7 protein-coding genes are annotated in these 12,281 nt (G+C 76.5%); all 7 read right to left on the reverse strand.

The features are described 5' to 3' along the window. Window positions 1-130: 130 nt before the first annotated feature. Entirely contained in the window at window positions 131-2,371 is a 2,241-nt protein-coding gene (locus ACI79L_RS23670; RefSeq protein ID WP_456939146.1) for a glycoside hydrolase family 3 C-terminal domain-containing protein, read from the reverse strand. Continuing rightward, window positions 2,368-3,840, reverse strand: a complete 1,473-nt coding sequence (locus tag ACI79L_RS23675; protein WP_456939147.1) for a family 43 glycosylhydrolase — start codon at window positions 3,838-3,840, stop codon at window positions 2,368-2,370. The genes ACI79L_RS23670 and ACI79L_RS23675 overlap by 4 nt, the downstream gene beginning before the upstream one ends. Next, entirely contained in the window at window positions 3,837-6,464 is a 2,628-nt protein-coding gene (locus ACI79L_RS23680; protein WP_456939148.1) for a family 78 glycoside hydrolase catalytic domain, read from the reverse strand. The genes ACI79L_RS23675 and ACI79L_RS23680 overlap by 4 nt, the downstream gene beginning before the upstream one ends. Next, window positions 6,461-7,393 carry an alpha/beta hydrolase fold domain-containing protein gene (locus tag ACI79L_RS23685; protein ID WP_456939149.1) on the reverse strand — a complete coding sequence of 311 codons (933 nt, stop codon included), beginning with the start codon at window positions 7,391-7,393 and terminating at the stop codon, window positions 6,461-6,463. The genes ACI79L_RS23680 and ACI79L_RS23685 overlap by 4 nt, the downstream gene beginning before the upstream one ends. After that, on the reverse strand, window positions 7,390-10,038 hold the full coding sequence (locus ACI79L_RS23690) for a family 78 glycoside hydrolase catalytic domain (protein WP_456939150.1): 2,649 nt from the start codon (window positions 10,036-10,038) through the stop codon (window positions 7,390-7,392). Before ACI79L_RS23690 ends, ACI79L_RS23685 begins: the two co-directional genes overlap by 4 nt. A gap of 89 nt (window positions 10,039-10,127) precedes the next feature. Further along, on the reverse strand, window positions 10,128-11,144 hold the full coding sequence (locus ACI79L_RS23695) for an ABC transporter ATP-binding protein (protein WP_456939151.1): 1,017 nt from the start codon (window positions 11,142-11,144) through the stop codon (window positions 10,128-10,130). Further along, on the reverse strand, window positions 11,141-12,281 hold a 1,141-nt coding region (locus ACI79L_RS23700), incomplete at its 5' end, for an ABC transporter ATP-binding protein (protein ID WP_456939152.1). The genes ACI79L_RS23695 and ACI79L_RS23700, both read right to left, overlap by 4 nt.

The raw sequence follows: 12,281 nt of genomic DNA on the forward strand, positions 1-12,281 counted from the left end.
GCTGGAAGGCCAGCGTGATGGCGAAGACGACGGCGATGGTCAGCACGGTCAGCCGCCAGCGCGGGCCCGGGCGCGGCGGGGTGAGCGCGGTGAAGAAGCCGGGACCCGCGCGGTCCCGGGCCACCGGCGTTCAGCGGTCCGTCGCGGCGCGGGCGGCGGCGGTCTCGGCCATCAGCCGGTCGAGCAGGTCCTGCGGCAGCGCGGCGCCGAAGTCGGTGGCGAACCGGCGCATCGGCATCGAGCCGATCATCCGCAGCATCATCGCCTGCTCGGCGGGCGAGGCGGCGTCGGCGGGCACGGTCGCGGTGAGCGCCTCCACCAGCGCGGGGCCGGCGGCCGGGTGGGTGCACCACTCGCCGACCGAGGACTCCATCGTCAGCACCCGCACCAGGTCGTCCCCGGGCAGCGTCACGGTCTCCGCGGCGAGCACGGTCTCCGCGTCGGCGCAGACCTGTACCGCGTACTCCCCGGGCGCCACCGCCCAGCCGGACTCGACGACGTCCCAGTACGCGAACGCCCGCCGGCCGAGCTCCAGCGTCACCTCGCGGCGCTCCCCCGGCTCCAGCGCCACCTTGGTGAACGCACGCAGCTCCCGCAGCGGGCGGCGCACCGGCCCGGCCGTCGTCGACACGTACACCTGGACGACGTGCCGGCCGGCCCGGTCGCCGGTGTTGGTCACGGTCACCGCGACGGTGGCGGTGTCGGCGCCGGTGACCTCGACCCGCAGGTCCGACGTCGCAAACGTCGTGTACGAGAGCCCGTGCCCGAACGGGTACCGCACCGCGCGGCCCTGCGTGACCAGCCCGCGGTAGCCGACCAGCACGCCCTCGCCGTAGACGACCCGCCCCTGCTCGCCGGGGAACGACAGGGAGCTCGGGGAGTCCTCCAGCCGCAGCGGCACGGTCTCGGCCAGCCGTCCCGAGGGGTTCGCGACGCCGTAGAGCAGGTCGGCCAGCGCGCCGCCGCCGGCCTGCCCGAGCAGTGCGCCGTCCAGGATCGCGTCGACGTCGTCGTGCCAGCCCTCCAGCGACACCACCCCGCCGTGGGACAGGACGACGACCGTCCGCGGCGCCGCGGCGGCCACCGCGCGGACCAGCTCGACCTGCCCGGCGGGGAGGTCGATCGTCGTCCGGTCGAAGCCCTCGGACTCGTCGGCGTCGGCCAGGCCGAGGAAGACGACGGCGACCTCGGCGCCGCGGGCCAGCGCCACGGCCTCCTCACGCAGCGCCGCGGCGTCGCCAGGACCGTCGGAGGCGAAGCCGGGCGCGAACGGGAGCTCCCGGCCGGCGAGCGCGCGCATCGCGTCGAGCGCGGACTCGACCCGGGTGGCGGTCACGTTCGAGCTGCCGCCGCCCTGGAAGCGCGGCGTGCGGGCGAGCTCCCCGACGACGGCCACGCGGGTCCCCGGGGACAGCGGCAGGGTGCCGCCCTCGTTGCGCAGCAGCACCGCGCACTCCGCGGCCAGCTCGCGGGCGAGGGTGCAGTGCGCCTCGACGTCGACCTCCCCGGCGGGCCCGCGGGCGTAGCGGGCGAGGGCGGCCACCCGGGCGGCGCTCGCGTCGACGTACGCCGCGTCGAGCTCCCCGGCCCGCACCGCCTCGACCACCCGCCGGTTGCCGGCGCCGCGGTCGCCGGGCATCTGCAGGTCCAGCCCGGCGGCGAGCGCCGCGGCGCGGTCGTCGACGGCGCCCCAGTCGGAGACGACGACGCCGTCGAAGCCCCACTGCTCCCGCAGCACCTCGGTGAGCAGCCACCGGTTCTGCGACGCGTAGACGCCGTTGACCTTGTTGTAGGCGCACATGACCGTGGCCGGCGCCGCCTCGGTGACCACCCGCTCGAAGGCCGGCAGGTAGATCTCGCGCAGCGTCCGCTCGTCGACCTCGGCGCTGATCCGCATGCGCTCGGTCTCCTGGTTGTTCGCCGCGAAGTGCTTGACCGAGGCGCCGGCGCCCGCGGCCTGCTGCCCGCGCACGTGCGCCGCTCCCAGCACCCCGGACAGCAGCGGGTCCTCGGAGTAGTACTCGAAGTTCCGCCCGCCCAGGGGCGACCGCTTGATGTTGACCCCCGGCCCGAGCACCACGTGCACGCCCAGCGCCCGCGCCTCCCGGCCGATCGCCGCGCCGATCCGCTCGGCGACCGCGGGATCCCAGCTGTTGCCCACCGCCACCGCGGGCGGGAAGCAGGTGGCCGGCAGGTTGCGGGTGATGCCGGGACCGCCGAAGTCGCCCTCCTGGCGGCGCACGCCGTGCGGGCCGTCGGTCAGGACGAGCGAGGGCAGGCCCACCTCCCCGACCGGCGGGGTCGACCAGAAGTCCTGACCGGAGAGCAGGGTCGCCCTCCGCTCGAGGGGTAGGCCGTCGAGGTCGGTCACGGGAGCTCCTGCGGGTCGTCAGCGCCGGCGTACGCGAACGAGCGCACCACGAGCGAGCCGCGGGCGCACCACACGCCGCCCAGCCGGCCGGTCATCCCGCCGGCGACCTCGGTGGAGAGGTAGCGCCCGTCCAGCCGGCCGAGCTCGGCGAACCCGCCGGGCCCGACCACGCCGGCGACGACGACGTCCGGGCCGAGCGTGGTCGAGGAGAAGTGGCCGGTGGCCGGCTCGGTGCGGATCTCCAGCACCGCCTCCGGCCCCGCGGCCGCCTCGCCCAGGACCGAGCGCAGCGGGCCGACCTGCGCCACGGCCCGCACCCGGTCGCCGTCGACCTCGACGTCGAGGTGGTGCCGGGCGTCGATCCGCAGGGTGAGCCCGCCGACGCCGTCCACCCGCACCGCCGCGCGGAACCGGGCGTGCAGGTGCTCCTGCCGCCGGCCCGCGAAGGCGAGGTCCTCGCCCGCCGGGTCGGGGTCGGCCGCGGTCAGCCGCCGACCGCCGTCGACCCGGCTCAGCAGCTCCCCGGGGAACCGCCGGGGGGCGACCCAGGCGGGCCCGGTGAGGTCCTCCTCGGCGGCCACCGCGCCGCCCGGCGGGGTCACCCACTCGCCCGGTCGCGGCCAGCCGTCGGCCCACTCCACCTCGGCGGCGAACGTCTCGCGGCCGAGCACGTGGAACGCGGGGCTCGTCCCGCGCGGCCGCACGCCGTGGAAGACGACCGCCCAGCTGCCGTCCGGGCGCTCCACCAGGTCGGCGTGGCCGGTGTTCTGCACCGGCGCGTCGGTGCCCCGGGCGGTCAGCAGCGGGTTGGCGGGGCAGGGCTCCCACGGCCCGGACGGCGAGGGGCCGCGGGCGATCGTGACCGCGTGCCCGCGCTCGGTGCCGCCCTCGGCGATCAGCAGATACCAGAGGTCGCCGACCCGGTACAGGTGCGGCCCCTCCGGGAACTTCCCGCCGGTGCCCTGCCACAGCCGCCGCCGCCCGGTGAGCGCCGCCCCGGTGGCCGGGTCGACCGCCTGCTGCACCAGCCCGACCGGACCGTCGGCGCCGAAGCCGGCGTACGAGACGAGCAGGGTGCCGTCGTCGTCCCAGGCGAGGTCGGGGTCGATCCCGCGGACCTCCGGCATCCGCACCGGCTCCGACCACTCGCCCAGCGGGTCCTCGGCGGTGACGAGCACCTGCCACCCGCCGTCGGCGAGGTTGGTCGTCACCATCCAGAATCGGCCGTCGTGCCACCGCAGGGTGGGTGCGGTGATCCCGCCCGACCCCGGCGCCGCAGCGACGTCGAGCTGCGACGGGCGGGCCAGCACGTGCCCCACCTGCTCCCACGACACGAGGTCGGCCGAGCGGTACAGCGGGACGCCCGGGGCGTACTCGAACGACGAGTGCACCATCCAGTAGGTGTCCCCGACCCGGACGACGCTGGGGTCGGGGTGGAAGCCGGGGACGACGGGCCGCGGGGCGGTCACGCGTGGGCGTCCGGGTCGAAGAACAGCGCGGGCTTCTCGACGGGGCGAGGCTCCTCGATGCCGCAGGTGAACGTGTGCCGGCCGGAGCCGACCTCCACCGGCGCGCTGCCGTCGGGCAGCACCACCTCGGCGGTGGTGCTGGGCGGCACGGTGACCTCCAGGGCGAACGCCGTCCCGCCGGTCAGGGTCCAGGACACCGCCGCGGTGCCGTACGGCGTCTCGTGGGTGGCCGCCGCCGAGGTGATGCCCGGGCCGGGCCGCGGCTGGACGCGGATCCGGCGGTAGCCCGGCGCGGCCGGGGCGAGCCCGGCGACCGTGCGGTGCAGCCAGTCGGCCACCGAGCCGAGCGCGTAGTGGTTGAACGACGTCATGTCACCGGGATTGATGCTGCCGTCGGGGAGCATCGAGTCCCAGCGCTCCCAGACCGTCGTCGCGCCCATCGTCACCGGGTACAGCCACGACGGGTTCCCCCGCTGCAGCAGCAGCTCGTAGGCGGTCGCCAGCTCACCGGCGTGGGTCAGCGCGTCGGTGACCAGGGGGGTCCCGAGGAAGCCGCTGGCGATGTGGAAGCCGTCGGCCAGCACCTGCTGCGCCAGCAGCCGGCCGGCGTGCGCGCGCTGACCGGGTTCGATCAGGTCGAACTCGAGCGCCAGCGCGTACGCCGTCTGCGACGGGAAGGCGACCCGGCCGTTCGGGCTGACGTACTCGGCGCGGAACCGGGCGGCGGCCCGCTCCCCCAGCTCGGCGAACCGGCTGCCGTCGTGCCCGAGCACGCGCGCGGCCTGCGCGACGGTGCGTGCCGAGCGGGCCAGGTAGGCGGTGGCCACGCACTGCCACGGCGTCCGCGCGGCGGCGGGGTTGTCCGGCGGGGCGGCGGTGTCCAGCCAGTCGCCGAAGGAGAACCCGCCCTCCGGGAAGTCCAGCTGCTCCCCCGCACGGCCGGCGAACGCGTCGATCCAGGCGACCATCGACCCCCACTGGTCGGCCAGCAGGCCGGCGTCGCCGGTGCGCTGGTAGAGCACCCACGGGACGACGACGGCCGCGTCGCCCCAGCCGGTCTCGGGCTGCTGCGGGAAGGGCAGCAGCGGGACGAACGGCACGTACATCGGCACGACGCCGCCGTGCTCGCGCAGCTGCTCGACGGCGAGGTCGGCCAGCCACGACCGCAGCATGCCGGCGGTGTCGTACAGGAACGCCGCCGTCGGGGCGAACACCTGCAGGTCGCCGGTCCAGCCCAGCCGCTCGTCGCGCTGCGGGCAGTCGGTGGGCAGGTCCACGAAGTTGCCGCGCATGCCCCAGACGACGTTCTCGTGCAGCCGGGTGACGTCGGGGTCGGAGCAGGTGAACGTGCCGGTGGGCCGCATGTCGGTGTGCACGACGACGGCCTCGAGGTGCTCCGGGCGCAGCTCGCCCGGCCAGCCGGTCACCTCGGCGTAGCGGAAGCCGTGGAAGGTGAACCGCGGCTCCCAGGTCCGCGGGCCGCGGCCGTCGAGGACGACCACGTCGGTGGCGTCGGCGCCGCGCAGCGGGCGCGTGCCGAGCTCGCCGTGCTCGAGCACCTCGGCGTGCCGGACGGTGACCTCCGTGCCGGCGGGGCCGTCGGGCAGGGCGAAGCGGATGCGGCCGACCAGGTTCTGGCCGAAGTCGACGAGCGTCCTCCCCGAGGGCGAGGTGGTGACCTCCCGGACCGGCAGCACCTGGGTGCGGCGGACCGGCGGGCCGGTCGGGGCGACCAGCGTCGTGACGTCCAGCGACCCCACCTCGACCGGCGTCCAGCCGGCGTCGTCGAAGCCCGGGGCGGACCAGCCGGGCAGCTCGCGGCGGAGGTCGAGGGTCTCGCCCTTGTAGATGTCGGCGCGCGTCTCGGCGCCGAGCGTCGAGCGCCAGGAGCCGTCGGTGGCGACGACGGTGCGGGTCCCGTCCGGGTGCTCGACCTCGAGCTGGAGGAACGCGCCGGTGCGGTCGCCGTAGAGGTGCCGGCCGCCGGTGAAGCCGAGGTGGCCGCGGTACCAGCCGTCGGCGAGGGTGACGCCGAGCGCGTGCCGGCCCTCGGCGAGCAGCGCGGTGACGTCGTACGTCCGGTACCGCAGCCGGTGCCGGTAGCTGGTCCAGCCCGGCGCCAGGACGTCGTCGCCGACGGTCACCCCGTCGATCTCGGCCTCGTACAGCCCGCGCGCGGTCGCGTACAGCCGCGCGCGCGTCACCGGCTTCCCGAGGGTGAACTCGCGGCGCAGCAGCGCCACCGGCTCGCCAGTGCCGCCGGGCTCGGGCAGCACCGGCTCGACGAGCTCGGCGGTCCAGTCGGCCGGGTCGAGCAGGCCGGCCTCGACGGCGACCTCCTCGCTCCAGGCCGAGGGCTCGGCGTCGCCCTCACCCCAGACGCGGACCCGGACGGTCCGTCGCTCGCGGCTGGACAGCGGGGGCGCGCACCACGGGACGAGCACCGACCCGTCGGAGTCGACCCGTCCGGAGGACCGGTCGCCGATCTCCAGCTCGTAGGCGGCCTGCCGCCAGCCGGGCAGCTCGGTGGCGGTCACCCAGGACAGCCCCGGGGTGGTCTCGCCGATGCCCAGCGGCTCGCGGTGGTGCTCGACGGTGACGGGGGCGACGGTCACGTCGCTCATCGGACGCGGTCCCCGAGCAGCGCGGTGCCCAGGTGCTGGGCGAGGTACCGGACGGAGCGGTCGACGACCCCGTCCACGTCGTCGTGCCCGAGCCAGATGTGCCCGGCGCCCTCGACCGGCTCGAGGGTCACCGGCGCGCCGGCGGCCTCCATCGCGGCGGCGAGCTGCTCGCTCTGCGCGCAGGGCACCAGCCAGTCGGCGGTGCCGTGCAGCAGCAGGAAGGGCGGGGAGTCGGCGCGGACGTGGTTCACCGGGCTCGCGTCGGCGCGGGTGGCGTCGGTCAGCCCGCGGAGCAGGTGGTCCTCCGCCGGCACCCGCATCTCCTCGGGCAGCAGCGCGGCGACCTGCGGCGGCGGGTCGTTGCGCGGCATCGTCCCCAGGTCGGAGAGGCCGTACCAGTCGACGACGACGTCGACCGCGCTGGACTCCCCGGCGACGCCGTGGCCGCCCTCGAGGTCGCCGCGGTGAGCGGTGAGGCCGAGCAGCGCGGCGACGTGCCCGCCGGCCGACTCGCCCCACGCGCCGATGCGCGTCGTGTCGACGCCGAGCTCGCCGGCGAACCGGCGCAGCCAGCGGACGGCGGCCTTCGCGTCGTGCAGCTGCGCGGGGAACGGCGCCTCGAGCGCGTGCCGGTAGTCGATGGTGGCCACGGCGAGGCCGGCGTCGAGCAGCGCGTCGAAGACCTGGCCCTCCCGCAGCGTCTCGGGCAGGTACCGGCGGTCGCCCGTCATGAAGGCACCGCCGTGCACCCACACCACGAGCGGCGCGGGCTCCGCGGTCGGCGGCACCCACACGTCCAGCTGCAGCGGCCGGTAGCCGAAGGCCACCGCGTAGGTGGCGCCGGACACGTGCCGGACGCCGTCGTCGCGCCGGCTGGCCGGCGGCGGGGGCAGGAACCGGGCGGGGCCGGCCCACTCGGGGGCGCTCATCGCGGACTGTCCTCCAGGGTGCTCGTGAACGTGTGGGTGCCGGGGCCGGCCGGGTGCGTGCTGCCGTCGGGCAGGACCACCTCGGCCTCGCTGCCGGCGGGGACGGTGACGCGCAGGGTCAGGACCCCGTCCTCGATGCGCCAGGCGGACTCGATCCGGCCGTACGGCGACTCGTGCGCGGCCGCGGCGGAGCTGAGCCCGCCGCCGGGGCGGGGCCGGACGCGGAAGCGGCGGTACGCGGGCTCGACCGGGTCGATGCCGGCGGTGTACCGGTGCAGGAAGGAGACGACCGCGCCCTTGGAGTAGTGGTTGAGCGACTCGTGCGGCACGCCGTCGGCGTCCACGCCGTCCCACCGCTCCCAGACCGTCGTCGAGCCGCGGTCGACCATGACCAGCCAGCCGGGCTCGGTGTCCTGCAGCAGCAGCTCGTAGGCGACGTCGAGGTGGCCGGCGTCGGCGAGGACGGGCAGCAGGTACGGGGTGGCGAGGAAGCCGGTGCCCAGGTGGGTGCCGGCCTTGCGGACCAGCTCGACCAGCCGTTCGGCGACGGCCGGGCGCAGCGCGTCGGGCACCAGGCCGAAGGCGAGCGCGCGCACGTGGTCGGCCTGGGTGTCGGAGACCAGCCGTCCGCCGTCGTCGAGGTACTCGGCCCGCCAGGCGGCGCGCACGTGCGCGGCGAGGTCGGCGTAGCGGGCGGCGTCGTCGTCCCGGCCGAGCACCGCGGCGATCCGGCCCATCAGCTCCGCGCTGTGCGCGTAGTACGCGGTGGCGACGACGCCCTCGTCCGCGGCGACGAACGCGCCGAAGTCGCCGACCTCCTCGCCGGGGACCAGCCACTCGCCCCAGTGGAAGCCGGTGTCCCACAGCCACCGCTCGTGCGGCGCGGGCTCCGGCCGGCGCGCGGCGCGCTCGGGGTGGCGCCGCTCGCGGGCCATGCGCTCGGTGCGGTCCAGCCAGCGGACCATCGCCGGCCAGGTCTCCTCGAGCACGCGGGTGTCGCCGTAGGCGCGGTACAGCTCCCACGGCACGACCACGACCGCGTCGCCCCAGCCGGCCGAGCCGTTGAGGAACGACACCGGGCTGTCTCGGCCCTCGCCGCGCGGGCACGGGCTGACGTTGGCGACGGTGCCGTCGGGCCACTGGTCGGCGACGACGTCGCGCAGCCACTTGGTGGAGAAGCCGGCGACGTCGTAGAGGAACGCCGCGGTCGGGACGTAGAGCTGCCAGTCGCCGGTCCAGCCGTGCCGCTCGCGGTGCGGGCAGTCGGTCGGGATGTCGCAGGCGTTGTCCCGGAAGCTCCACACGGCGGCCTCGTGGAAGCGGTCCAGCCGCGCGTCGCTGCTGCGGAACCAGCCGGTGCGGCGCAGGTCGGTGTGCACCACGACGCCGCGGACGTCGTCGGGGGTGAGGTCGCGCGGGTGCCCCTCGACCCGCACGTAGCGGAAGCCGTGGGTGGTGCGGCGCGGCTCGAAGACCTCGCCGGGCACGCCCGCGGAGACGACGACGTCGACCTGGCCGGCGGGCAGCGGGTGCGGCAGGAACGGCAGGTCGGGCTCGAGGTTGGCGACCGTGACGTCCCCGTCGGGGGCGAGCCACTCGCCGTGGGTCAGCGTGAGCGTGGTGCCGGCCGGGCCGAGGTCGGTCAGCCGCACCCAGCCGTTGACGTTCTGCCCGAGGTCGACCACCTGGGCGCCGCCCGGCAGCCGGGTGACCGCGACGGGCACGAGCTCCTCCACCCGGCGCACCGGCGGGGCGGGCGGGTCGACCAGGCCGGCGAAGCCGTGCTGCCCGACGGTGACCGGGTCCCAGCCGGCGTCGTCGAAGCCGGGCGCGTCCCAGCCGCGGGGCAGGGCACGCAGGTCCCAGCGCTCGCCGGCGATGAGGTCGGCGGCGAGGACGTGCCCGGTCGCGCTGCGCCAGTCCGGGCCGGTGCCGAGCACGGTGACGGTGCCGTCGTCGTGGGTCAGGTGCAGCTGGGCGAGGAACGCCGTCCGGTCGCCCCACTGGTCGGCGGACCGGGTGACGCCGGTCTGGCCGCGGAACCAGCCGTCGGCGAGGACGACGGCCAGCGCGTGCCGGCCCTCGGACACCGGTCCGACGTCGTGCGTCTGCACCTGCAGCCGCTGGTCGTACTGGGTGTACCCGGGCGTGAGCTCGGCGTCACCGATCCGGGCGCCGTCGAGGAACGCCTCGTAGAGCCCCTGCGCGGTGGCGTGCAGCCGGGCGGAGACGACCGGCCGGTCGACGGCGAACTCCCAGCGCAGCAGCGCGGCCGCCCGCTCCCCCGCCGGGCCGCCCGGCATCGTGCCGGGCTCGATCCACTCGACCGCCCAGTCGGTGGCGTCGAGCAGGCCGGTCTCGAACCAGACCGGCTCCGAGGCCGGGCTCTCGCCGAGGTCGGTGCGCACCCGCACCCGCCAGGGAACCCGCTGGGCGGAGCGCAGCGCCGGGCCGGGCCACGGGACGAGCACGTGCCGGTCGTCCTCGATCCAGCCGGAGTCCCAGCCGTCGTCGGTGGTGAGCCGGTACGCACTCTGCGCGCGGGCGCCGTCGGGCAGCCGCCAGGACAGCCGCGGCGACGTCGTCCCGATGCCGAGCGGCTCGTCGAGGTGCTCGGTGCGCAGGCCGTGCGGGGCGGAGGACATCCGTCTCCTGTCGAGTGAGGTCTGTGAACGGCCCTCGTGCAGGGACTCGCCGCGAGCGTGCGAGCGGTGGGCGGCACGGGGGTCCTTCGTCACAGGACGGGGACGGACTCGGCGTGGTGGCAGGCGGCCTCGGTGCCCTCGACCGGCCGCAGCGGCGGGCGCTGCTCGGCGCAGACGTCGGTGGCCAGCGGGCAGCGCGGCACGAACGGGCAGCCGGTCGCCGCGGGCTGCGCGGCGCCGGCGGTGCCGAACCCGGCCGCCTCCCGCGCGGCGCGGCGGGCCGCCTGCTCGGCCGGGCGGGGCACGGGCGCGGCGGCGGTGAGCGCCACCGTGTACGGGTGCCGCGGCGCCCGGCTGACCGCCTCGACCGGCCCGGTCTCCATGACCTGCCCGCGGTAGAGGACCACCGTCCGCTGGGCGAGGAACCGGACGACGCCGAGGTCGTGGGCGATGAAGAGGAACGCCAGGCCGTGCTGGTCCCGCAGGTCGGCGAGCAGGTTGAGCACCTGCGCCTGGGTGGACAGGTCCAGCGCGGAGACCGGCTCGTCGAGGACGACGACCTTCGGGTCGCAGACCAGCGCGCGGGCGATGGCGATGCGCTGGCGCTGGCCGCCGGAGAACTGGGACGGGTAGCGGTCGACGGCGTCGCCGGGCAGGCCCACCGACTCCAGGCCCCGCCGCGCCCGCGCCGTCGCCTCGGCGCCCTTCACGCCCGTCAGCCGCAGCGGCTCGACCAGCGTCTGGCCGATGGTGCGCGCCGGGTTGAGCGAGGAGTACGGGTCCTGGAAGACGACCCGCAGGTCGGCGACCTGGCGGCTGCGCTGCTTGAGCGACATCCGGGTGACGTCCTGCCCGTTGACCCGGATCGTCCCGGACGTCGCCGGCTGCAGGCCGAGCACCGCCTTGCCGATCGTCGACTTGCCCGAGCCGGACTCGCCGACCAGGCCGACGGTCTCGCCCGGGGCGATGTCGAGGCTGACCCGGTCGATGGCCGGCGGCGCCTGCCGCGCCCTGCGGCCGGAGCCGTAGCGGACGACGAGGTCGCGGATCTCCAGGGCGGGCGTGGTGGTGGCCGCGACGGGCGCGGTCCCGGCGGGGGCGGTCATGCGGGGACTCCGGCGGTCGGGGCGGGCTTCTGGACGGACGGCTCGTCACCGGCGGGCTCCGGCTCCCACACGGCGTGCTCGCGGGACAGCTCGTCGACACGGACGCAGAGGACGGCTCCCTCGCCGTGCGCGGGCAGCGCCGGGAACGGGACGGTGCACTGCTCCTCCGCGAACCGGCAGCGGGTGGCGAACCGGCACCCGGCCGGCCAGGAGCCGGGCGGCGGGACGGTGCCGGCGATGGAGGCCAGCCGCTCGGGCACCGGCTCGCCGTCGGGCACGTGCGGGTTCGCCCCGAGCAGCGCCATCGTGTACGGGTGCGCCGGCTCGTCGAGCACGGCCGCGGCGGTGCCGGACTCGACGACCTCGCCGGCGTACATGACGGCGACGGTGTCGCAGATGTCGGCGACGACGCCGAGGTCGTGGCTGACGACGACCACCGACAGGCCGGTGTCGCGCACCAGCGCCCGCAGCAGCGACAGGATCTCCGCCTGCACGGTGACGTCGAGGGCGGTGGTCGGCTCGTCGGCGACGAGCAGCTTCGGCTCACCGGTGAGCGCGAGGGCGATGCAGACCCGCTGCGCCATGCCGCCGGACAGCTGGTGCGGGTAGCTCCTCAGCACCCGCTCGGCGTCGACGATCCCGACGTCGCGCAGCAGGCCGGCCGCCATGCGCCGGGCCTCCGACCGGCTCACCCTCCGGAACCGGCGGATCGGGCCGGTGAGCTGGGAGGCGATGGAGAACATCGGGTCCAGCGCGACCATCGGCTCCTGCGAGATCATCGCGATCTCCCGGCCGCGGACGCGGTTGAGCTCGGCCTCGGCCAGCCCGGCCAGCTCCCGGCCCTGCCAGCGGATCGAGCCGCCGGTGACCGAGACGCCGTCGGGCAGCAGCCCCATGAGCGAGCGGGCGGTCATCGTCTTGCCGCAGCCGGACTCGCCGACCAGGCCGAGGACCTGCCCCTGCCGGAGGGAGAAGGAGACGCCGGTGACCAGGGCGGGTCCGTCGTCGACGGAGACGGTGAGGTCGCGGACGTCGAGCACCGCCTCCGGGTCGGCGGCCCCCGCGGGGGCCGCCCCGGCGGCGCGCGCCAGCGCGCCGCGACCGCCGCTCGGGCGGCGGCGGGCGGGCATTCCCCCC

This window comes from Geodermatophilus sp. SYSU D00684, from assembly GCF_054050455.1.